The organism is Actinopolymorpha singaporensis, from assembly GCF_900104745.1.
GTDB lineage: Bacteria > Actinomycetota > Actinomycetes > Propionibacteriales > Actinopolymorphaceae > Actinopolymorpha > Actinopolymorpha singaporensis.
Map to the genome: position 1 here is coordinate 2,014,599 of NZ_LT629732.1, position 23,023 is coordinate 2,037,621.

General features: G+C 72.4%; 18 protein-coding genes. 14 read left to right on the forward strand and 4 right to left on the reverse strand.

Annotation, left to right across the window (positions count from 1 at the left end):
* Positions 1–185: 185 nt before the first annotated feature.
* The 7 genes from ssd to BLU27_RS09185 all read left to right on the forward strand — a co-directional run bounded on the left by ssd (position 186) and on the right by BLU27_RS09185 (position 5,511).
* Positions 186–1,370: a septum site-determining protein Ssd gene (gene ssd, locus BLU27_RS09155; protein ID WP_092652379.1), complete on the forward strand. Its 1,185-nt coding sequence runs from the start codon at positions 186–188 to the stop codon at positions 1,368–1,370.
* Entirely contained in the window at positions 1,367–2,569 is a 1,203-nt protein-coding gene (locus BLU27_RS09160; RefSeq protein ID WP_092652381.1) for a TadA family conjugal transfer-associated ATPase, read from the forward strand. Before ssd ends, BLU27_RS09160 begins: the two co-directional genes overlap by 4 nt.
* Before the next feature lie 236 nt (positions 2,570–2,805).
* On the forward strand, positions 2,806–3,357 hold the full coding sequence (locus BLU27_RS09165) for a type II secretion system F family protein (protein ID WP_157728358.1): 552 nt from the start codon (positions 2,806–2,808) through the stop codon (positions 3,355–3,357).
* Entirely contained in the window at positions 3,354–4,085 is a 732-nt protein-coding gene (locus BLU27_RS09170) for a type II secretion system F family protein (RefSeq protein WP_241827870.1), read from the forward strand. The genes BLU27_RS09165 and BLU27_RS09170 overlap by 4 nt, the downstream gene beginning before the upstream one ends.
* Positions 4,086–4,431: 346 nt before the next feature.
* Positions 4,432–4,611 (forward strand): DUF4244 domain-containing protein, encoded by a 180-nt coding sequence (locus BLU27_RS09175; RefSeq protein ID WP_092652385.1) that lies wholly within the window; start codon positions 4,432–4,434, stop codon positions 4,609–4,611.
* 98 nt (positions 4,612–4,709) lie between these two features.
* Positions 4,710–5,099, forward strand: a complete 390-nt coding sequence (locus tag BLU27_RS09180) for a TadE family type IV pilus minor pilin (RefSeq protein WP_197681747.1) — start codon at positions 4,710–4,712, stop codon at positions 5,097–5,099.
* 1 nt (position 5,100) lies between these two features.
* Entirely contained in the window at positions 5,101–5,511 is a 411-nt protein-coding gene (locus tag BLU27_RS09185; RefSeq protein WP_092652387.1) for an Rv3654c family TadE-like protein, read from the forward strand.
* A 62-nt stretch (positions 5,512–5,573) separates the two neighbouring features.
* Here the strand turns inward: BLU27_RS09185 and BLU27_RS09190 are convergent, their stop codons facing one another.
* Together BLU27_RS09190 and BLU27_RS09195 are read right to left on the reverse strand one after the other, a co-directional pair.
* Positions 5,574–6,230: a hypothetical protein gene (locus tag BLU27_RS09190; RefSeq protein ID WP_092652389.1), complete on the reverse strand. Its 657-nt coding sequence runs from the start codon at positions 6,228–6,230 to the stop codon at positions 5,574–5,576.
* A complete protein-coding gene (locus BLU27_RS09195) occupies positions 6,227–8,623 on the reverse strand; it encodes a DEAD/DEAH box helicase (RefSeq protein WP_092652391.1) in 2,397 nt (798 codons plus the stop codon). The genes BLU27_RS09190 and BLU27_RS09195 overlap by 4 nt, the downstream gene beginning before the upstream one ends.
* A gap of 455 nt (positions 8,624–9,078) precedes the next feature.
* Here BLU27_RS09195 and BLU27_RS09200 point away from each other — a divergent pair, with 455 nt between their 5' ends.
* From BLU27_RS09200 to BLU27_RS09220, 5 genes are all read left to right on the forward strand, one after another.
* On the forward strand, positions 9,079–9,423 hold the full coding sequence (locus tag BLU27_RS09200; RefSeq protein WP_092657449.1) for an STAS domain-containing protein: 345 nt from the start codon (positions 9,079–9,081) through the stop codon (positions 9,421–9,423).
* A gap of 491 nt (positions 9,424–9,914) precedes the next feature.
* Positions 9,915–12,233 carry a sodium-translocating pyrophosphatase gene (locus tag BLU27_RS09205; protein WP_092652393.1) on the forward strand — a complete coding sequence of 773 codons (2,319 nt, stop codon included), beginning with the start codon at positions 9,915–9,917 and terminating at the stop codon, positions 12,231–12,233.
* A gap of 109 nt (positions 12,234–12,342) precedes the next feature.
* Complete coding sequence (locus BLU27_RS09210; protein ID WP_092652395.1) at positions 12,343–13,998, forward strand: DUF7059 domain-containing protein; 1,656 nt, start codon at positions 12,343–12,345, stop codon at positions 13,996–13,998.
* 390 nt (positions 13,999–14,388) lie between these two features.
* Positions 14,389–17,238, forward strand: a complete 2,850-nt coding sequence (gene topA, locus BLU27_RS09215) for a type I DNA topoisomerase (RefSeq protein WP_092652397.1) — start codon at positions 14,389–14,391, stop codon at positions 17,236–17,238.
* A 17-nt stretch (positions 17,239–17,255) separates the two neighbouring features.
* Positions 17,256–18,074 (forward strand): MOSC domain-containing protein, encoded by an 819-nt coding sequence (locus BLU27_RS09220; protein ID WP_092652399.1) that lies wholly within the window; start codon positions 17,256–17,258, stop codon positions 18,072–18,074.
* Here BLU27_RS09220 and BLU27_RS09225 read toward each other — a convergent pair.
* Both BLU27_RS09225 and BLU27_RS09230 read right to left on the reverse strand, forming a co-directional pair.
* Entirely contained in the window at positions 18,065–18,640 is a 576-nt protein-coding gene (locus tag BLU27_RS09225; protein ID WP_092652401.1) for an SRPBCC domain-containing protein, read from the reverse strand. The two genes, BLU27_RS09220 and BLU27_RS09225, sit on opposite strands and share 10 nt — an antisense overlap.
* A complete protein-coding gene (locus BLU27_RS09230; protein ID WP_092652403.1) occupies positions 18,630–19,238 on the reverse strand; it encodes a TetR/AcrR family transcriptional regulator in 609 nt (202 codons plus the stop codon). Before BLU27_RS09230 ends, BLU27_RS09225 begins: the two co-directional genes overlap by 11 nt.
* Positions 19,239–19,404: 166 nt before the next feature.
* Between BLU27_RS09230 and tmk the strand changes: the two genes are divergently transcribed.
* Positions 19,405–21,723 (forward strand): dTMP kinase, encoded by a 2,319-nt coding sequence (tmk, locus tag BLU27_RS09235; protein ID WP_241827872.1) that lies wholly within the window; start codon positions 19,405–19,407, stop codon positions 21,721–21,723.
* 56 nt (positions 21,724–21,779) lie between these two features.
* Complete coding sequence (locus tag BLU27_RS09240; protein ID WP_092657451.1) at positions 21,780–22,961, forward strand: DNA polymerase III subunit delta'; 1,182 nt, start codon at positions 21,780–21,782, stop codon at positions 22,959–22,961.
* Positions 22,962–23,023 lie beyond the last annotated feature (62 nt).

Below are 23,023 nucleotides of genomic sequence, written 5' to 3' on the forward strand. Positions count from 1 at the left end.
CCTCGCGAACCCTCCGACTTTCGTGGCTTCACACCGCCGTTTCCCGGATGTTTTCCACACCGACGACATCGGTGGACCCGTCCACAGGCCCGGCTCGGGCCCGCTCGCCGCTGTCACCGGCGAGGCATCGTGAGTGCCGTTCCGACCGCTCTCCGCCCTTCTGTGGCTGGTTCGAAAGGTTCTCCATGTCTGGACTCCTGCCCGGGTCGCGACCGGTCGTCGCGACGGCAGACGAACTCCTCCTCGACGATCTCGTCCGGCTCGGGACGGCGGCCGGTGCCGGGTTGGAGGTGGCGGCCGACGCCGGAATAGCGCGCCGGTTATGGTCCGCGGCCCCTCTTGTCCTGGTCGGCGCCGACCTCGTGGCGGACCTCGCCCGCGTGAGCCCGCCCCGACGCCCGGACGTCGTGGTGGTCAGTCACACCCTGGACAGCCGCGGGTTGTGGCAGGGCGCGGTCGAACTCGGCGCCGAGCACGTTCTGCAGCTCCCCGACGCGGAGCAGTGGATCGTCCATCGGCTGGCCGACGCCGCCGAGGGTGAGGGGCGGCAGGCGGTCACGGTCGGCGTCGTGGGCGGACGTGGTGGGGCGGGAGCGTCGACGCTCGCCGCCGCACTTGCGGTGACGGCCGCCGGCCGCGGCGTACGAAGCCTCCTGGTCGACGGCGATCCGCTCGGTGGTGGCATCGAGCTGATCCTCGGCGGTGAGGACTGCACGGGCATGCGATGGCCGGAGTTGGTGGCGACCGAGGGGAGGGTGAGCGCGGGTGCCCTGCGGTCGGCGCTGCCGCGCGTCGACGACCTGGTGGTGCTCTCCTGGGACCGCGGCGACCTGCTCACCATCCCGCGAGCGGCGATGCGGTCGGTGCTGAACGCGGCTGTGCGCGGTGGCGACCTTGTGGTGGTCGACCTGCCCAGACACCTCGACGAGGCCACAGAAGCGGCACTGGCACAGTGCACCCTCGCGCTGCTGGTCGTCCCCGCCGAGGTACGCGCGGTCGCGGCCGCCGCCCGGGTGAGGTCGGCCGTGAGCGCACTGGTGTCCGACCTTCGGCTGGTGGTCCGCGGGCCGTCACCGGCTGGGCTGGACGGTGAGGTGGTGGCTGCCGCGCTTGAGCTTCCCCTGGCCGGCGAACTCGCACCCGAGCCACGGCTGGACGTGATGCTCGAACACGGCGAGGCGCCCGGTCGCCGTGGCAAGGGCCCGCTCGCGGCGTTGTGCCGACGGCTGCTGGCAGACCTGGGCATCGGCTCACCCCGTCAGTCGGCACAGTCATCGCAGTCATCGCAGTCGGCTGCGGACCTCGACGCCTGGCCCGCCCGGCGGGCGCGCCCGGACCGGCGGGCCCGTCGGAACGGAACGGCCGCATGACCGGGGCCGCGACCGCCGCGACGGTCGACCAGGGACTGCTCGATCGCGTTCGCCAGGTGCTGGCCCAGCAGGCCGTCGATCCAACGCCGGCCCGGGTGGCCGCCGCGCTCGGGGCAGAGGGCCGGATCCTCGGCGATGCCGCCGTGCTGCGCATCGTGGAGACGCTGCGCCGCGAGCTGGCTGGTGCCGGCCCGCTCGAGGCACTCCTCGCCGATCCTGCCGTGACCGACGTACTGGTCCAGGGCCCGCGACAGGTGTGGGTCGATCGCGGTGCGGGGCTCGAACCCACCGACGTCGCCTTCGACGACGAGGCCGCCGTACGACGGCTCGCCCAGCGCCTGGCCGGCGGTGCCGGGCGACGGCTCGACGACGCGACCCCGTTCGTGGACGCACGGCTGGCCGACGGCACCCGATTCCACGCCGTACTGGCGCCGGTGTCGACGCGCGGCACCTGCATCTCGCTGCGCGTGCCGCGCCGGCGTGCCTTCGCGGTCGACGAGCTGGTGGCCGAGGGTTCGGTGCCGGTCGAGGGCGCGCAGCTTCTCGGCAGGCTTGTCAAGGCCAGGTTGGCGTTCCTCGTGTCGGGTGGCACCGGTGTGGGGAAGACCACGCTGCTGGCCGCCCTGCTGTCCCTGGTCCCGGCATCCGATCGGCTCGTCCTTGTGGAGGACTCAGGGGAGCTGGCGCCCGATCACCCGAACGTCGTCGCGTTGGAGGCGCGCCCGGCAAACCTCGAGGGCGCGGGTGAGATCACCGTTCGTACGTTGGTGCGACAGGCGCTGCGGATGCGGCCCGACCGGCTGGTGGTCGGCGAGGTCAGGGGAGCTGAGGTCGTCGACCTGCTGGCGGCGCTCAACACCGGCCACGAGGGCGGCTGCGGCACGCTGCACGCCAACTCCGCCGCGGAGGTGCCCGCGCGGATCGAGGCGCTCGGCGTCGCCGCCGGACTGGGACGAGCCGCCGTGCACAGCCAACTGGCCGCGGCGGTCGACGTGGACGTGCATCTGGTTCGTGGCCGGGACGGTCGACGTCGGGTGGGCGAGATCTGCGTGTTCGAACGCCAGGCCAACGGGTTGGTGGCGGCAGTGTCGGCGGTGAGGTTCGACGCCGACGGCGAGGTGCGGGTCGGTGCCGGCCTGCCCCGGCTGCGCCGGTTGCTGACCAGGCGGGACGTGGGCGACCGTGGTGGTGCTCGATGAGCTCCGGGGCGGTTATCGTCGCTTGCCTGGTCGGTCTTGCCGTCGCCCTGTGCGTGCCGGCCCCGCCGAGCACTCTGCTACGTCGCCTGGGCACGGAAGGCTCCGCGGCCGCGCCGCCTGCCGGCGGCGGGCGTCCTGCGAACCGCGGCACCGGCTCCGATTCATCTCCGAGCGGTCGGCGGACCCGCTCTCTTCGAACTCACCCACTCCATGCGCTCGGCCGTCGGCTCGGCGGCGTGTGGTCCCGGCGCCGGGCCGTGCGCCACCGGCGAGCGGCCCTGTGGGAGGCGACCGAGACCGTCGCTGCCGAACTCCGCGCAGGTCGCAGCGCCGACCAGGCACTCGTGGCCGCGGCAGGCATCTTCCCCGACCTCACACCGGTCGCCGCCGTGAGCAGGATGGGCGGTGACGTGCCTGCCGCCCTGCGCATGGTGCGCGCGCCGGGTACGGAGCCGCTGCGGCGGCTCGCCGTGGCGTGGTCGGTTGCCGGAGGCACCGGAGCCGGCCTCGCCGTCGTTCTGGAGCGGATCGCCCACGGGATGCGGGCGGAGGAGCGTCTCCGGGAAGAGGTCGCCGCCACCCTGGCGGCACCTCGGGCCACTGCCCGGATGCTCGCCGTCATGCCGCTCCTGGGGCTGGCTCTCGGTGCGGGAGTCGGCGCCAACCCGTTGGCCTTCCTCCTCCGAACTCCTTACGGCCTGGGCTGCCTGCTGTTGGGCACGCTCCTTGCCGCGACCGGCGTGTGGTGGGTCGAACGCCTGGCTGCCCGCGCGGAGGGACGACCGTGAGCTTCCTGGTCGCCGCCCTCGTCGGCGCGGCGGTGCTCACGTGGGCCGCCCCGGCGAGGGCTCGCCGGCGACTGGACCGCGTTCGTCCACGGCCTCCGGTGTCCCGCGAACGCGCGCCGGTGCGCGGGCGAGAGCGGCGAATCCGGCCGCTGGCCGCCGTACTCGCGGGGTGCGCGGCCGCGGTGGTCGTGGGGGGTGTCACCGGGCTCGTCCTCGGGGTGGTCGCGGCGTTCGCGGTGCCGTGGGTGCTGGGCCGACTGGAGCCCCGGGAGGTGCGCCGTCGCCGCGAACAACTCGCTGCGGACCTACCATTCGTCGCCGACCTGCTGGCCGGATGCCTGCGTGCCGGCAGTTCACCCCAGCGGGCGATCGAGGCCATCGCGGAGGAGTTGGAAGGGCCCACGGGCAGCGCGCTCGCACAGGTGGCCACGGGGTTCCGGCTCGGCGCGGACGCCCGAACGGCATGGTCCGGCTTCCTCGCCGAGGAGCGGCTGGCGCCGTTCGGGCGGGCCATGGTGCGGGTCTGGGACTCCGGTGCACCGCTGGCGAGCACTCTCGACCGGCTGGCCGACGATGCCCGGGCCGCACTCCGGGCGCGAAACGACCAGCGCGCCAGAACGGTCGGGGTACGCGCGGCCGCGCCACTTGGGCTGTGCTTCCTTCCCGCGTTCGTCCTGGTGGGCATCGTCCCGCTGGTCGCGGGCGCGGTGGACGCCTTCCTGCGTTGAGGGTCCGGCTCGTCTCGGGCCAGCCCGGCGGATGCCGCCATGCGGGGACGTGCGTCTTTGCTCCTTCCCGTGATCGTGATGCGCGCCTCGGAGCCCGTGTCAACCTGCCCTTGCGCAGATGGATCGGTTGTCGAATCGCTCCTGTCCTCGAGTCGGTGCTCTTCTACCTGTGTGCCCAGACCCCTTTGCAGGGTTGGTGATTCGTCCACAGGTGTCGGGCCGGCCGAGTTGTCCTCAGGGCCGGGTGGGACCGCACTCCCGCCGTCATCTTTCCAGCATTGTCGATGCATCGCCTCGGGCATCGGGGCGCCGGACCGGCCGGTCGCCGGAACTCCTGGAGGTACCTATGCGCAAGGTGCGTCAGCTCTCTCGCCCGGACGAGCGGGGCATGACCACGGCGGAGTACGCCGTGGGCACCGTGGCCGCGGCCAGCTTCGCCGGTCTGCTGATCAAGCTGCTGACGAGTTCGGAGGTGCAGCAGCTGTTGATGAAGCTCGTCAAGGCCGCGTTGAGCCTGGCGGGCTGATCGCGGGGGCCGACCCGCCTGCCGAGTCCGGGCGGGCCGGCCACCCCGGCGGCAGTGGACGAGGAGAGTGGTGAGGCGGTCGTGGTGCTGGAGCGAAGGTGAACGGAGGCGACGTGAAGGTGGAGCCGGGAAGGCGCGGCGAGGCGGGCATGGTGACGGCCGAGACCGCGGTGACGTTGACCGCGCTGGTCGCGGTGACGCTCGGAATGACGTGGGTGGTCGCGGTGGTCGGAATCCAGGCCCGCTGCGTCGACGCCGCACGCGACACCGCTCGCGCGGTGGCCCGCGGTGAGTCCGTCGACGCCGGCGAGGAGGAGGGGAGGCGCAGCGCGCCCGAGGGCGCCCGGATCACGGTGCGTCGCGGCGGCGGTGTGGCGAGCGTCGACGTGGTCGCGGACGCCAGGCCGTCCTGGCCGGTGTTGTCCAGGCTGCCGGCGGTCACGGTGGGCGGGCACGCGGTCGTGGCGCTCGAGCCGGGGGTCTCCTGACATGGCACACGCGAACTGCCTGGCGCAGATCAACCTACCGGTGGCGAAGGCGTTCGGGCGCGGACGTGAACGCGGCAGCGGCAGCGTCTGGACGTTGGCGGCGGCCGCGATCGTGGTCATGGCGGCGGTGGTGTCGACGACGATGGTCGCCGTCGTGAGCGCGGGTCGCAGAGCCGACACCGCGGCGGACCTCGCGGCGCTGTCGGCCGCGGCGGTTCGCCCGGACCAGCTCGGATCCGCCTGCGCCGTGGCCAACCGGATCGCGGCGGCACACCGGGCTCGCCTCGTCGCCTGTGCGGTGGAAGGGAGCGAGGTGGATGTGACCGTGGAGGCGCATCCGGCCGCGCCAGGAGGTGAGCTGTTCGTCGTGCGGGCACGAGCACGCGCCGGCCCGACCACCCAACCGCCCTGACAGTGAAGGTGCCCGGAGTCGACGCGAGAGGCCCGCGGAGGGCGCGGGCGGAGGTCAGGTGCTCACGGCATGGGGTCCTGGCGGACACCGTGCTGAGGCTCGCCGGCCGGCGAGACGGACCTGTTGGCGTGCCCACCGGGGTCGGTGCGGCGTCCGGTGTCTTCGGGACCGCCTGCGTTTCCGGGACCGCCCGCGCTTCCGGGCCGGCCGGGCTCACCGGTCGGGTGGTCACGAGTGCCGTGCTCGGTCGGTCCGCTCGAAGCGGCGCCGGACTCGCCCGATCCCGGGGAGGTCCCCGCGTCGGCGGCGTGCCGCGGCGCTGTGGCCCCGCCCGCGGCCTGGCTGGTCCCGCCGGAGCCGGACCCCACCTGGCCACCGGCCGTGGAGCCGCCACCGGCCGTGGAGCCGCCGCCGGCAGCCGTGCCGCCGCCGGCAGCCGTGCCGCCGCCGGCAGCCGTGCCGGTGCCGTCGGCCGGCCGCTGGCGTAGTTCCTTCAGCTCCCGCCGACGGGTACGCCACCGCTTGGTGCCGACCACCAGGCACCAGACACCGAACGCGCCCGCGATCGTGACGCCGACGCCGATGAAGAAGAAGGTCGCGGTGGAGCTCTCGATCCGCAGTGGCCCGAGCTCGACAGCCGTCGGCTGACCACCTCCAACCGCGATACCGATCGCGGAAGCGATCAGCACGAGCACCAGAATGACTCCGACGACGATCATGTGCCGTCATCTCCTTCGACAGGCCGGGCCTCGCGCGGCGCCCCGTTGAGCAGAACATCCAGCAGCCGGACAGCACCGGACTTGTCGAGCGGATTGTTGCCGTTTCCGCACTTCGGGGAGTGTACGCATGATGGGCAGCCGTCGGCGCAATGACAAGCCGCGATCGCATCGCGTGTCGCCGCGAGCCACTGTGCGGCCGCGGTGAAGCCGCGCTCGGCGAAACCCGCGCCGCCCGGGTGCCCGTCGTAGACGAACACCGTCATCCGGCCGGTGTCCGGATGCAGGGCGGTGGAGACTCCGCCCACGTCCCACCGGTCGCAGGTGGCGAACAACGGCAGCAGGCCGATGGCCGCGTGCTCGGCGGCGTGCGCGGCGCCCCCGACGTCCGCACGGCCGAGTCCGGCCTCGGCGAGCTGGTCCTCCGACACCGTCCACCAGACCGCCCGGGTCTGCAGGGTGCGGGGCGGAAGGGTCAGCGGCACCTCACCGAGCACCTCACCGCTGACCAGCCGCCTGCGCAGATAGGCCACGACGCGGTTCTCCACCTTCACCGAGCCGAAGTCGAGGGTCGCCTCACCCCATCGCTCGCCGCGTTCGCTGTCCAGGACCTCGATGTCGGTGATCTCGCGGGCGGTGGTGGAGTAGTCGGGCTCGGCGCGTTCGACGAGGGCGACGGCGGCCTCGAGGTCGAGGTGGTCCACCACGTATGTCGCGCCCTGGTGGAGGTAGACCGCGCCGTCGTGCACCGACGTGTGTGCCGCGCCGGCGTCGACCGTGCCGAGCAGCCGGCCGGTCGACCCCTCCACCACGCGTACGAGCTGCCCGTCGACCGAACGGATGTCGGCCAGGTCGCTGGCCCGGCCGCGGCGGGTCCAGAACCACCCGTGCGGGCGCCGGCGCACCATGCCTTCCGCCTCCAGTGCCTGCAGCGCGGCGGGCGCGGAGGGGCCGAAGCGGTCGATGTCGGCGTCGGTGATCGGGAGTTCGGCAGCGGCCGCCGCCACGTGTGGCTTGACGACGTACGGGTTGTCGGGATCCAGCACGGTCGCCTCGACCGGTGGGCCGAACACAGCCTCCGGGTGCTGGACGAGGTAGTTGTCCAGCGGATCGTCCCGGGCGACGAAGACCGCGAGCGCGCCCTGGCCGTCGCGTCCGGCCCGTCCCGCCTGCTGCCACAACGAGGCGCGAGTGCCCGGATAGCCGGCGACCAGCACGGCGTCCAGCCCGGCGATGTCCACGCCGAGCTCGAGTGCGTTCGTCGCCGCGACGCCGAGCAGGCTGCGGTTCTGCAGGGCGCGTTCGAGGGCGCGGCGTTCCTCCGGCAGGTAGCCCGCACGATAGGCGGCGACCCGTGAGGGCAACTCGGCGGCGACCTCGGCGAGGTGCTCGCGGGCCTGGACGGCCACCACCTCCGCGCCGCGCCTGGAGCGGATGAACGCGACAGTTCGTACGCCGTCGGCCACGAGGTCGGCGAGCAGGTCGGCCGTCTCCGCGGTGGCGCTGCGGCGGACAGGCGCGCCTCCCTCGCCGGTGAGCCCGGTGAACGGCGGCTCCCACAGCGCGAACGCCAGCCCGCCATGAGGTGAGGCGTCCTCGGCCACCGCGCGTACCGGCACACCGGTCAGCCGGCTCGCCGAACCGGCCGGCTCGGACACAGTCGCGGAGGCCAGCACGAACGTGGGATCAGCGCCGTAGTGCGCCACGATCCGGCGCAGCCGGCGCAGCACCTGCGCGACGTGCGACCCGAACACGCCGCGGTAGTGGTGGCACTCGTCGACGACGACGTACCGCAGCGAGCCCAGGAACCTCGCCCACCGCGCGTGGGCGGGCAGGATCGACCGGTGCAACATGTCGGGGTTGGTCAGGATGTACGCCGCGTGGTCGCGGGCCCAGTCGCGTTCGGCCCACCCGCTGTCGCCGTCGCACGTGGTCGCGAGCGCGTCCTCGCCGGCAAGTTCGCTCACCGCGCGGAACTGGTCCGCGGCCAGCGCCTTGGTCGGGGAGAGATACAACGCGGTGCCGGCGCGGCGGCGGGTGGTTTCCCCGTCCGGGCCGGTGAGGATCTCGCTGAGCACCGGAAGCAGGTAGCCGAGGGACTTCCCGGAGGCGGTCCCGGTGGCGAGGACGACGTGCTCGCCGTCCCGAGCCAGCTGCGCGGCGAGCGCCTGGTGAGTCCAGGGGCGGTGGATGCCGGCGGCGGCGAGCCGGTCGAGGACCTGTCGCGGCACCCAGGAAGGCCACTCGACCGTACGTCCCTGCCGGGCGGGAACGTGCTCCACGTGGGTCACGCGTTCGACGCGGCCGGACCCGAGCGTGAGCCGGTCCAGCAAAGCCGCGGGGTCGGTGGCCCGGCCCGCGCCCGCACCACGCCTCCTGGCGGCGCGTTCCTCCACGGGACGTTCCCGACTGGGGCGTTCCTGGGCGGGGACGCCCGGAGCGCGACGGTCCTGGGCGGATGCGTCGGACGGCTGGGAACGGGACGGCCGGCTGAATGACACGAAGGACAGTGTCACACCGTCCCACCGACAAGTCGCGGCACAGGCGTGGCGTGGGCGGCACGGGCCGACGCCGGGGCGGTACCAAAAGGCTGCGCCCGGGGCGGTACCAAGGGGCTGCGCCCGGGGCGGTACCAAGGGGCTGCGCCCGGGGCGGTACGAAAGGACTGCGCCCGCCGCGCCCGGGACGGCACCGGGGCGGCGACCGCTGACCGGCGGGATGCCGGGGGACCGCAGCCGGGCCAGCGGAGGCGACGCGCGCGGGAGGTAGCCCGGTGCTGTGGCGCGGTGACACCAGGTGATTGAATTCCCATCAGGGGCCGGTCCGTCGGATGGTAGTGCTGGAGGAGCTCGTGGATCTATCCCTCTCGAACCGCGCCGCAGGTGACCACATCGTGGTCGAGGTCGGCGGTGAGATCGACGTCTACACCGCACCCAGGCTCAGAGAACACGTGGTCGACCTGGTCGAGGCCGGCCACTACCACCTGGTCATCGACATGGAAGGCGTCGACTTCCTGGACTCGACCGGGTTGGGGGTGCTGGTCGGCGGGTTGAAGCGGGTGCGCTCCCACGAGGGGAGCCTGCAGATCGTGTGCACCCAGGAACGCCTGCTGAAGATATTCCGAATCACCGGGTTGACGAAGGTCTTCCCGATCCACGACACAGTCGCCGAGGCGGTGATGCCGACCGTTCGGTAGGGGCCTGGCGGAGCCTGCCTCGTGGCCGGCCACGCTGCCGCCGCGAAGTACCGTTGGAGCGGTGTTCGGCGAGACCGGTGGACTCGACGCGCCGTACGGCCGTCGAGCGCCCCATCTCGCCGGACCAGCTCCGGTGCCGTCCCGGGTCGCGACTCGCGGGGGTCGCGTCGTCGCTGGTGGGGGCGGGCACTGTAGACTCCGGCGCGCCCCGGATTCCATCCGGTGGCGCCAGTTGTCCGCGCGCCTGTCGACGATGCCGGTCGGTGGCCGACACCGTCGTGCGGATGGAGCGCTGGACCGGGACCACAACGCATCCACGGCCGGCCGGAACGGCGTTCGTACGCACGCCCGAGTGTGTATGAAGCTTCGGATCGGACCGGGGATGGCCAGGTTTCCGATCCTGACGCCCCGTCTCGCGCACGCCGATGTCGGGGCGCACATCAACGGGATCGACATCAAGGGGTCGTCGTAGCCCCTGTCAAGGAGGACGAATGTCCGCGTTCCTACTCGCTGCCGAGGGGGAACCTGTCTCGCTCACCGGCGGCAACCTGACGTACGTCGCCATCGTCGCGGGGATCGGCGTGATCGCGCTCGTGATGGCCGCGGTCTTCCGCCGTGAGGTTCTCGCGGCCGGCGACGGCACCGCCAACATGCAGACCATCGCCCGAGGTGTCCAGGAGGGTGCCTCCGCCTACCTCAACCGGCAGTTCCGGACGCTGGGCATCTTCGCCATCCTGGTGTTCTTGTTGCTGTTCGTCCTCCCCGGTGACGCGAGTGTCCGGATCGGGCGCTCCATTTTCTTCCTGGTCGGCGCGGTCTTCTCCGCGTTGATCGGTTACATGGGCATGTGGCTCGCCGTGCGGGCCAACGTGCGGGTGGCCGCCGCCGCCCGCGACCAGGGACGCGACCCGGCGATGCGGGTGGCGTTCCGTACCGGCGGTACGGTCGGCATGGCCACCGTCGGTCTCGGCCTGTTCGGTGCCGCGCTCGTGGTGCTCATCTACCGCGGCGACGCGCCGAGCGTGCTGGAGGGCTTCGGCTTCGGCGCGGCCCTGCTGGCGATGTTCATGCGTGTCGGCGGTGGCATCTTCACCAAGGCCGCCGACGTCGGCGCTGACCTCGTGGGCAAGGTCGAGCAGAACATCCCAGAGGACGACCCCCGCAACGCCGCGACCATTGCGGACAACGTGGGCGACAACGTCGGTGACTGCGCCGGCATGGCGGCCGACCTGTTCGAGTCGTACGCCGTGACGCTTGTCGCGGCCCTCATCCTCGGCAAGGCGGCGTTCGGGTCCCAGGGGTTGGTCTTCCCGCTGATCGTCCCCGCCATCGGCGCACTGACCGCCGTGGTCGGCGTCTACATCACCAAGCCGCGCGGCGGCGAGAACGGCCTCACCACGATCAACCGCAGCTTCTACGTCTCGGCCGCGTTGTCGGCGGTTCTGTGTGCGATCGCGGCGTTCGTGTATCTCCCGTCCTCGTTCGACGGACTTGCTGGCGTACCGGCGAACATCTCCCGGCTCGGCGGCGACCCGCGCCTGATCGCCACCGGCGCGGTGATCCTCGGCATCGTGCTGGCCGCGGTGATCCTCTCGCTGACCGGCTACTTCACCGGCACCGAGCACCGCCCGGTCAAGGACGTCGGCAAGACGTCGTTGACAGGTGCCGCCACCGTCATCCTGTCCGGCTTCGCGCTGGGTCTGGAGTCCGCGGTCTACACCGCCCTGGTGATCGGGGCCGCGGTCTACGCCGCGTTCCTGCTCGGCGGCGGTTCGGTCATCGTCTCGCTGTTCGCGATCGCGCTGGCCGGCTGCGGTCTGCTCACCACCGTCGGCGTGATCGTCGCGATGGACACCTTCGGCCCGGTGAGCGACAACGCGCAGGGCATCGCGGAGATGTCCGGCGACGTCGACGGCGAGGGCGCGCAGATCCTGACCGAGCTCGACGCGGTGGGCAACACCACCAAGGCGATCACCAAGGGCATCGCGATCGCGACCGCCGTTCTGGCCGCGACCGCACTGTTCGGCTCGTTCAACGACGCGGTCACCAACGCGCTCGCCTCCGCGGGCTCGCAGGCGGCGGCGACGACCACCGGCTTCCTGCGCACGGTCGACTCGCCGAACGTCCTGGTCGGCCTGATCATCGGTGCCGCGGTCGTGTTCCTCTTCTCCGGCCTCGCGGTGAGCGCGGTGGGCCGGGCCGCGGGTGCGGTGGTGTTCGAGGTACGCCGGCAGTTCCGGGAGATCCCCGGGATCATGGAGGGCACCGGCAAGCCGGAGTACGGCCGGGTGGTCGACATCTGCACCCGCGACTCCCTCGGTGAGCTGGCCACCCCGGGTCTGCTCGCGGCGATGGCGCCGATCGCGGTCGGCTTCGGCCTCGGCGTCGGCCCGCTGGCGGGTTACCTGGCCGGTGCGATCGCCGCCGGAACGCTGATGGCGATCCTGCTGGCCAACTCCGGTGGGTCGTGGGACAACGCCAAGAAACTGGTCGAGGACGGCACGCACGGCGGCAAGGGTTCGCAGGCGCACGAGGCGACTGTCATCGGTGACACCGTTGGCGACCCGTTCAAGGACACCGCGGGCCCGGCGATCAACCCGCTGATCAAGGTGATGAACCTCGTCGCCGTCCTGATCGCCCCGGCCGTGGTCCAGCTGTCGGTCGGCGACAGCGCCAACACGCCGGCCCGGATCGGCATCGCCGTCGCCGCCGTGGTGGTCGTGGTGGTCGCGGTCACGATCTCCAAGCGCCGCCCGGTCTCGATCGGGGCGGAGCAGGAGGAGAACCGGCAGACGGCCAACGTCGCCTGACCGATCTCCCCGGATCGGCCGACGCTCGATTCGTCGAGGGCCCCGCCACCGCGCTCGCGGTGGCGGGGCCCTTGCCGTTGTCCGGTGCGGCTCCCGGCAGGATGGACGGATGTTCGAGTTGTCCGAGGACGTTCTCGCTCGCCTGCGTTCCCACCTGGCCGGCGTCGGCTACACCGTGGACGGCGTACGCGAGCGGCTGGGCCCGGTCGCGCACGCAGCGCTGCACCGCAACGAGACCACCCCCGGGATGCGTGCGACGGAGGGCGGCGACCCGCTGGACACGCTGGTCCGGCTGTGGTTGCTGCAGCGTCCGGTGCCTGCGCCCCAGGCCGAGCGCGCCCTGCCCGGACTGCTCGAACCGCTGGTGGCGGCCGGACTCCTGGGCGCGGTCAGTGGCGAGGCCCGCGAGGCCCGCGAGGCCGGCGAGGCCCGCGGGCCCGGCCGGGCAGGCGAACGGGTGCGCGCGCTGGTCGACGTCCGCCCGTACGGCGCGACCGGCGGACCCGCCCGGGAGGAGCAGGTCGACCAGGACTGGTGGGTGGTCGCCGACCTGACGCCGGGCCTGGACGGTGCCCGCCCCGCCGTGACCGCCGACCACGTCCTCGGCGTGAACAGCGCGGCGAGCACGCTGGCCCAGTTGACCGTACGCCGACCGGCCGGGCGGGCACTCGACCTCGGCACCGGCTGCGGCGTCCAGGCTCTCCACCTGTCCGGGCACGTACGCCACGTCGTCGGCACCGACGTCAACCCGCGGGCGCTGGCGATGGCCCGGCTCACCGGCGCGCTGAACGGCTTCGACTGGGACCTGCGCGAGGGCAGCCTGTTCGAGCCGGTTCGGGGTGAGACGTTCGACCTGGTGGTGTCGAACCCGCCGTTCGTGATCTCCCCGCGCGGCGGGCTCACCTACCGTGACAGCGGGCTGGCCGGGGACGAGGTGTGCCGGCGGATCGTGACCCAGGCTCCGGACTTCCTCGCCGACGGCGGGGTCTGCCAGATCCTGGCCAACTGGCTACACGTACGCGGGGAGGACTGGCGTGACCGGCTGGGCGACTGGCTCGCCGATTCCGGCGCCGGCTCCGACTGCGACGCGTGGGTGGTGCAGCGGGAGGTGTCCGACCCGGCGGAGTACGTCGAGCTGTGGCTGAAGGACGCCGGCGTGCATGGGACGCCCGAGTACGCGAGCCGGTACGACGACTGGCTGGCGTGGTTTCAGGCGCAGGACGCGGAGGGGGTCGGCTTCGGCTGGATCACCCTGCGCCGCGAAGCCGGCCCGCGCCCGGGTGGTCCGGCGACCGTGATGGAGGAGTGGCCGCACCCGGTGGAGCAGCCGCTCGGGGCGGAGGTCGAGCGGTGGCTGGACGCGGTGGAGCGGCTGGGCTCCTACGCCGACGACGCCGTACTGCTCGGAGCCCGGCTGCGAGTGGACCCCGACGTCGACCAGGAACAGCTCGGCCGGCCGGGCGCGCCCGATCCCGAGCACGTCGTACTGCGGCAGCGGCGGGGCATGCGCCGGGCGGTCGCGGTGGACACCGCCGAGGGCGGGTTCGTCGGCGCCTGCGACGGCGAACTGACGGTCGGGCAGATCTCCGACGCGCTGGCGACCCTGCTGGAGGAGGAGCCCGCACGGATGCGGGGCCGCCTGCTGCCGCGCGCCAGGCAGTTGTACGCCGAGGGCTATCTGCACGACGCGACCACGGACGCCACCTCGGGCGCGACCTCGGACGGGGCCCACGGCGTGAACCGTACCAACCGGGCCGAAACATGACGTTCCGCCTCCCGACATCGGTTCCGAACCACAAACCAGGGGTTGCAACGCGACAGTCACCACGTACTCTCACTCTTCGGGTCGAGCCGCCCAGAGCCCGCGGTCCTCGGTTCCCGCATCGCCGGGCAACGCCTCGGGAGGCACCCGCGAAACAGTTCGGGGCGTCGTACGGTTACCGTCTAGCGGGCCGGATCGCCCGCGCGGCTTGACCCGACCCGATTCCGACCATGCCGCCGTCGTACGAAAGACGCGGACGGGGCGGACGGCGAAGCACCGCCGGACCGGCGCAAACCGCAACAGACCAACAGACCAACAGACCAACAGACCAACAGACCAACAGACCAACAGACCAGCAGGAAGACAGACAAGGACAGGCAGGAGAGGTACACAGTGCCCGCCAAGAAGGCCTCCACCCCGACCGAGGGTCCCCGGCTCGTCATCGTCGAGTCGCCTGCCAAGGCGAAGACGATCGCCGGTTATCTCGGTCGCGGCTACGTCGTGGAGTCGAGCGTGGGCCACATCCGCGACCTGCCGGGCGGCGCCGCCGAGGTGCCGGCCAAGTACAAGAAGGAGCCGTGGGCCCGGCTCGGCGTCAACGTCGACGAGGGGTTCGCTCCGCTGTACGTCGTGCCCGCCGACAAGAAGCCCACCCTGCGGCGCCTGAAGGACCTCATGTCCGACGCCGGCGCGGTCTACCTCGCGACAGACGAGGACCGTGAGGGCGAGGCCATCGCCTGGCACCTGCTGGACGAGCTGAAGCCGAAGGTTCCGGTGCACCGGATGGTCTTCCACGAGATCACGCCGGAGGCCATCAACCAGGCGGTGAGCAACCCCCGTCAGATCAACGACAACCTGGTCGACGCCCAGGAGACCCGGCGGATCCTGGACCGGTTGTACGGCTACGAGGTCTCGCCGGTCCTGTGGAAGAAGGTCATGCCGCGCCTGTCGGCGGGCCGGGTGCAGAGCGTGGCAACCCGGATGGTGGTCGACCGGGAGCGGGAGCGCATCGCGTTCCGCACCGCGACGTACTGGGACCTGGTCGCCGAGCTGGACGCCGGTGAGACCAAGGATCCGCGCACGGTGACGGTCCGGCTGGTCAACCTCGACGGCCGCCGGGTGGCGCAGGGCCGCGACTTCGCCTCCGACGGGACGCTGAAGCCCGCCGCGCGGGACACCGTGGTGCACCTGGACCAGGCGCAGGCCGACGCGCTGAAGTCCGGCCTGGGCGAGTCGACGTTCACCGTGCGCGGCGTGGAGTCCAAGCCCTACCGCCGTTCGCCGTACGCGCCGTTCCGTACGACCACCCTGCAGCAGGAGGCGGCCCGCAAGCTCGGCTTCGGCGCGGCCCGCACCATGCAGGTCGCCCAGCGGCTGTACGAGAACGGCCACATCACCTACATGCGTACCGACTCCATCACGTTGTCGGAGACGGCGGTCAGCGCTGCCCGGGCACAGGTCAGGCAGCTCTTCGGGGCGGACTACCTGCCGGAGAAGCCGCGCGTCTACCAGAGCAAGGTGAAGAACGCGCAGGAGGCGCACGAGGCGATCCGGCCCTCCGGCGACCGGTTCCGTACGCCTGCCGAGACTGGCCTGCGGGGCGACGAGTTCCGGCTGTACGAGCTGATCTGGATGCGCACGGTCGCCTCGCAGATGCGCGACGCCGAGGGCCGCAGCGTCACGCTCCGGGTGGGTGCGAGGACCGCCGACGGGCGGGACGCGGAGTTCACCGCGTCCGGCAAGGTCATCACGTTCCACGGGTTCCTGAAGGCCTACGTCGAGGGCGTGGACGACGCGACCACCGAGACCGACTCCGCCGAGCGCCGGCTGCCCGACGTGGTGGAGGGCGACACGCTGGTGGCGACCCGGATCGACGCCGACGGGCACGAGACGAAGCCGCCGGCGCGCTACACCGAGGCGACGCTGGTGCGTGAGCTCGAGGAGCGCGAGATCGGCCGGCCGTCGACGTACGCCTCCATCCTCGGCACCATCCTCGGCCGCGGCTACATCTACAAGAAGGGCCAGGCGCTGGTCCCGACGTGGGTGGCGTTCGCGGTGGTGCGGCTGCTGGAGGAGCACTTCTCCCACCTGGTCGACTACAACTTCACCGCGAGCATGGAGGACGCGCTCGACGAGATCGCGCGGGGCGGGTCGGACATGCAGACCTGGCTGGCGCGGTTCTACTTCGGAGCGCCCGGCGAGGGTACGGCCAACGGTGGCGGCGCGCCCGGCGGCCCGACCGGAGGCAACGGCGTCGCGCTGCAGGCTGACGGGCTGAAATCCCTGGTCACCGAGCTGGGGGAGATCGACGCCCGGGAGATCTCGACCTTCCCGATCGGCGACAACGGCACCGGTCCGGTCGTGGTCCGGGTCGGACGCTACGGCCCGTACGTCGAGGACGCCGAGGGCAACCGCGCCAACGTGCCCGAGGACCTGCCGCCGGACGAGCTGACCCTGGACAAGGCGAAGGAGCTGCTCACCCAGCCCGCCGGGCTCGAGCGCGAGCTGGGCACCGACCCGGAGACGGGTCACCCGGTCGTGGCGAAGGCGGGCAGGTTCGGCCCGTACGTCACCGAGGTGCTGCCCGAGGACGCTCCGAAGAGCGCCAAGCCCCGGACCGCCTCGCTGTTCAAGTCGATGAACCTCGACACCGTGTCGTTCGAGGAGGCTCTGCGGCTGCTGTCGCTGCCCCGCTCGCTGGGTGACGATCCGGACAGCGGTGAGGAGATCGTCGCGTTGAACGGCCGCTACGGCCCGTACGTCAAGAAGGGCACCGACTCGCGTTCGCTCGGGTCGGAGGAGGAGCTGTTCACCGTCACGCTGGAACAGGCGGTCGAGCTGTTCAAGCAGCCGAAGACGCGCGGCCGCCGGGCCGCCGCCGCACCGCTTCGGGAGCTCGGCGACGACCCGGAGACCGGCAAGCCGGTGGTGGTGAAGGACGGCCGGTTCGGTCCGTACGTCACCGACGGGGAGACCAACGCGACGCTGCGCAAGGACGACGACGTGGAGTCGATCTCGCTCGACCGCGCCGCCGACCTGCTCGCGGAGAAGCGGGCGAAGGGGCCGGCCCCGAAGCGGGCGAAGAAGGCCGCCAAGAAGACCGCGAAGAAGGCCGCCAAGAAGGCGACGGCCGGTGCGGGGGCGGCGAAGGCGACCGCGGCCGGGGCCAGGAAGGCCGCTGCCAAGAAGACGACGGAGAAGAAGGCCGCAGCCAAGAAGTCGAGCGCCGCGAAGAAGAGCTGACGACGGACCCCAGGCGGATGTACGTCGCCCGGATCGGCCTCACGCCGGTCAAGGGGCTGGCCCACGAGTTCTGGCCGGAGCTCGACCTCCATGGGTCAGGCCCGCCCGGTGACCGTGCGTTCTGCTTCTACGACGTCGTGGCGGACCGCGTCCTTCGTACGGTCGACCACGACTCGCTGCTCGCCTGCCGCGCCCGCTGGGACCCGCCGGTGCTGACCATCACCACGCCGGTCGGCGAGGCCACCGGGGATGCGGAGTGGACCGGGGAGCCGGCCGCACCCGCGGATCGGCTGGTCGCCGACTACTGGGGCCGGCCGGCCGAGCTCACCGCCGTACGAGGACCGTGGTCGGCGCTGGTGAGCCGCTACCTCGGCAAGCAGGTCGTGTTGTGCCGGGTCGGTACGCCGGGCGGGGTGGTGTGGGGCGGTCCGGTCTCGGTGGTGACCACCTCCTCGCTGGCCGAGGTCGCGCGTCGCGTCGGCCGGGAGCCAGAGGCCGGAGAGGACGGCCGGAGGTTCCGCGCGACGTTCGTGGTCGACACCGGGGACGCGCCGGCCTTCGCCGAGGACGCATGGACCGGCCGGTCGCTGCGCTTGGGTGACGCCGTGGTACGGGTGCGCGGGCCGCTCGAACGCTGCGCCCTGGTCGACCGGCGTCCGGAGTCCGGCGGCCGCGACGCCATGGTGCTGCGTGCGCTGGCCGCCGACCGACGGGTCGACGGCCAGATCGTGTTCGGCGTACACGCGGACGTCGAACACCCCGGCACGGTCCGGCTCGGCGCCGACGTGACCGTCGAGGAGTCAGCGCGGGTCCCGGGCGCCGCGGGTCAGCGGTAGCCGGATTCCACCCGGTCGCGGAGGGAGGAGTTCAGTGCGTCGAACCCCGGCTGGGTGTCGCGGTGCAGCCAGCCGGAGAGGAACGGCACGGCGACGCCCCGGAAGGTCTCCTGCTGCACGACGTGGGTGCCGCCGGCCGCGGTCCGGGTGAGGACGAAGGAGTGCTCGCCGTCGAAGATGCCGGGTATGCCGAGCCGTCCGATCCAGCGCAGTTCGTGCCCGGGTTCGACGGCGAGCAATGTCGGCTCGATCACCATCGTCTTCGTACCGAAGCGGTGCACGTTCGTCAGTTTCTGTCCGACCTGCAGGCGTCCGCCCGATCGCACGATGAACGGGTTCCACTCCCGGTAGGCCGGGAGGTCGGCGAGCACCGCCCACACCCGGTCCGGGCCGGCGTCGATGTCGACCTCGGCGCGCAGGACGACCGGGTGGGCACGCTGCCAGACGACGCCGCCGGCCAGGAGCGCGAGCACGGCGAGGAGTGCGTACGGCCAACGACGACGTCGCCGGCGGCCGCCCGGAACGGCGGGCAAGGTCGACTTGACGGTCGGCTGTTCAACGGTCATGGGAGGTTGGTCCTTCCGGGTGGCGGAGGTGCGCGCCGAGCGCGGCCTCGACGAGACTGGCGGCGTACTTCGCGGTGAGCGGGTCGCCGGTGAACAGCAGCCGGTAGTAGAGAGGTCCGGCGAGTTGGTCGACGGTCACCTCGGGGTCGAGGCCAGGGGAGAGGACGCCGCGTTCGGCCGCCCGGCCGAGCAGGTCCACGGCGGCGCGGCGCCACTGCGCCCAGCGTTCGCGCATGGTCGCGCCGAAGTCCGGGTCGTGCGCCATCGCCGCCGTCAGGTCCGCGACCAGGGGCGCGCCCGCCGCGGTCAGGCTGCTCGCGATCCCGGCCGTCAGCCGGGTCAGGTCGGCGACGACGTCACCTGTCTCTGTCAGCCCGACCTCGTCCTGCATCCCCGAAACGAGGTCCGCAACCAGGCGTGCCTTCGAGGGCCACCGGCGGTACAGCGTGGTCTTGGCGACCCCGGCCCGCTCCGCCACGGCGTCGACGGACAGGCCGGCGTACCCGTGGGCCGTGATGGTCTCCCGGGCCGCGGCGAGGATGCGCCGGTCGACCTCGGCGTCCCGGGGCCGTCCCCGGCGCGGTCGTGCGTCGGTCATCGGGCTCGCTCGCCTCCCCAGCAATTACGAAACTCAAGTATCGGAACGACCATAGAGTACGGCCGTCAATTACGCAACTGCGGTATCGAAAAGCGCTCTCGCGCCGCCTGGGTGGCGTACGTTCGGCGGCACGGGGAACCGGGGTGACTTTGGTTAGGCTGACCGGGTGTCTGAGCACGAGCGGTCCACCAGCACGGTCGGGTCCGGTATGTCCGTACCGGCAAACGACATCCGCGGTGTCCTGCGGATCAAACCGTTCCGCACCCTGTGGATCGCGCTCGGCCTGTCCAGCCTCGGTGACTGGCTGGGACTGCTCGCTCTCACCGCGATGGCCGGCCAGCTCGCCGCCGGCGACTACCGCACGGAGAACTTCGCGATCGCCGGCGTCCTGCTGCTGCGGCTGCTGCCCGCGGTGGTGGTCGGCCCGCTCGGCGGCTACATCGCCGACCGGCTCGACCGGCGGTGGACGCTGGTGGTGGGCGACGTCATCCGGTTCGCGCTGTTCGCGTCGATCCCGATCGTCGGCACGCTGTGGTGGCTGTACGTCGCGACCGTGCTGATCGAGGCGGTCAGCCTGATCTGGCTGCCGTCCAAGGACGCCGCCGTACCCAACCTCGTTCCCCGTGACCGGCTCGCGGTGGCCAACCAGGTCTCGATGGTGACGACCTACGGTTCGGCGCTCCCGGCGGCACTCCTCTTCACCTTCCTGGCGCTGATCAACAGCTCGCTGGTCCGCACGTTCCACTGGTTCAACGGCGGCTCGGTCGACCTGGCCCTGTACTTCAACGCGCTGACGTTCCTGGTCGGCGCGATCGTGGTCGCCAGGTTGCGCGAGGTGTCCGGCCGGCCGGCCTCGGGTCAGATCACCGAGGAACAGACCAACGTGCTCAAGGCCGTCATCGAGGGCTGGCGGTTCGTCGCCCAGAACCGCCTCATCCGCGGTCTGGTGATCGGGGTGGTCGGCGCGTTCGCCGCGGGCGGTGTGGTGATCGGTCTCGGCCGTACGTACGTCACCGACCTCGGCGGCGGGGCCGCCGGATACGGCGTCGTCTTCGGTGCGCTCTTCACGGGCCTCGCCGCCGGCATGGCGGTCGGCCCGCGGTTCCTGGTGGGCCTGTCCCGGCGGCGGATGTTCGGGCTGACCCTCACCGCGGCCGGGCTGTCCCTGATCGCGGTGGCGTTGTTCCAGAACCTCGTGCTGGTGGCGTTCTGCACCGTGTTGCTGGGCGCGTTCGCCGGGATCACCTGGATCACCGGCTACACCCTGCTGGGGCTGGAGGTCGAGGACGCCATCCGCGGCCGCACCTTCGCGTTCGTCCAGTCGCTGACCAAGATCGCGCTGGCCGCGGTGCTCGCGGCGGCGCCCGCCATCGCCGGGTCGATCGGCGCGCACGGCGTCGAACTGCCGGGCAAGGTCACCTTGACGTACAACGGCGCGGCGATCACGTTCCTGCTCGCGGGGATCGCGGCGACGGCGTTCGGGCTGGTGTCGTTCCGGCAGATGGACGATCGTCCAGGGGTGTCGGTGCTGCGGGACGTGCGCGCGGTGTTCAGCGGCCACGACCGCGGCTTCTACGCCGACACCGGGCTGTTCATCGCGTTCGAGGGTGGCGAGGGTGCCGGCAAGTCGACCCAGGCGAGGCGGCTGGCACGGTGGCTGGAGGACCAGGGCCACAGCGTCACCGTCACCCACGAACCGGGTGCCACCGACATCGGCCGGGAGCTGCGGCACCTGTTGCTGCACGGGGCGAGTGGCATCTCCCCGCGGACCGAGGCGCTGCTGTACGCCGCGGACAAGGCCGAGCACGTCGACTCGATGATCAGGCCCGTCCTCGCGGAGGGCGCGGTGGTCATCACCGACCGGTACGTCGACTCCGCGCTCGCCTACCAGGGCGGCGGACGTGACCTCAGCCAGTCCGATCTCGTACGCCTGTCCCGGTGGGCGACCGGCGGCCTGCGGCCTCACCTGACGGTGTTGCTGGACCTGCCGCCGGAGGCCGGGCTGGCCCGGGTGGACGGCACCCCGGACCGGCTGGAACGCGAGCCGCTGGAGTTCCACGCCCGGGTACGCCGGCAGTTCCTCGACCTCGCCGCGCTCGACCCGGAGCGGTACGCCGTCCTGGACGCCACGCAGCCGGTCGACGAGCTCGCTGCCCAGATCCGGGCAGCGGTACGGCCGTTGCTGGGCGGCGTCGGCGGGGTCGGTAGCGAGGTCGGCGGCCCCGGTGGTGCCGGCGGGGTCGACCGGCCGTACGACAGTGCGCGGGGGAGCGGGGGCGACTCCTCCTCTCCGGCGGCACCGGCCACGCCGGCGGCACCGACCACATCCGCCACATCGGCCACATCGGCCGACCAGGACGCCGGCCACGGCGATGGCCCCCGCCCCCGCCCCGGCCCCGGCTCCGGCGGCGACCAGCGGGACGACCCGTCCCGTCCGGCGCAGACGGTCCAGCCGCGGCAGCCGAGTGAGGAGGCGCAGGCATGACCCAGGTACGACAGGCCGACAGCGACGCGGGCCAACGCAGCCCCGCCGACGTACCCATGACCGGTGTCTGGGCAGACCTGGTGGGCCAGGAGCCGACCGTCGCGGTTCTCCGCCCGGCCGCCACGGGAGCCGCCGCGTGGCTGGCCGGTGATCGGTCGCGGTCGGCCATGACGCATGCCTGGCTGCTCACCGGACCGCCGGGCTCCGGGCGTTCGAACGCCGCCCGCGCGTTCGCCGCCGCCCTGCAGTGCGAGCGGGGCGGGTGTGGGGAGTGCTCGGCGTGCCGGACCGCCCTCACCGGTTCGCATCCCGACGTGACGCTCGTCCGCACGGAGCAGCTCAGCCTGCGGGTCGACGAGATCCGCGAGCTGGTCCGCAAGTCGGCGATGTCTCCGGTCGGCCGGCGCTGGCAGATCCTGGTCGTCGAGGACGCCGACCGGCTCACCGAGCAGGCTGCCGACGCGCTGTTGAAGAGCCTGGAAGAGCCGGCCGAGCGTACGGTCTGGCTGCTGTGCGCGCCGACCGTCGAGGACGTCGTACCCACGATCCGGTCCCGTTGCCGGCTGCTGGTTCTGCGTACACCTCCTACGTCGGCGGTCGCGGAGGTCCTGCAACGTCGGTACGACGTGGATCCCGGCGTGGCGGCCTTCGCGGCGCGCGCATCGCAGGGACACATCGGACGGGCACGGGCCCTCGCGACCCAGGAGGACGTGCGGGCCCGGCGGCAGCAGGTGCTCGCGGTGCCGAGCAACCTGCGTGACCTCGCCAGTTGCCTGACCGCGGCCGCGCAACTGGTCGAGCTGGCCGCCACCGAGGCGAAGGAGGCCACCGCCGACCTCGACGGCGCGGAGAAGCTCGAGCTGGAACGCGCGTACGGCGTCAGCGGCAGCGGCGGGCGCGGTGCCCGTCCCCGGCAGCTGCAGACCGCGCAGAAGGACCTCGAGGAGCAGCAGAAGGTCCGCGCCAAGCGGCTGCAACGCGACGCCCTCGACCGCGCCCTGCTCGACCTGACCGCGTACTACCGCGATGTGCTCGCGTTGGCCCTCGGCGCCCGGACCGAGCTCGTCAACGAGGAGTTGCGCGAGGACATCGAACGCCGTGCCGCCGCGACCCGGCCCGAGCAGGTCATCCGCCAGATCGACGCGATCCTCGCCTGCCGGGAGGCGATCACGGCAAACGTCGCTCCGCTGCTCGCCGCGGAGTCGATGACCATCGCTTTGTGGAACACCCCCGGCTGACTCCGGCTCCCCCCGGCTGACCCCGGCTCCCCCCGGCTGCGCCTCGGCCACCTGTGGAAGAC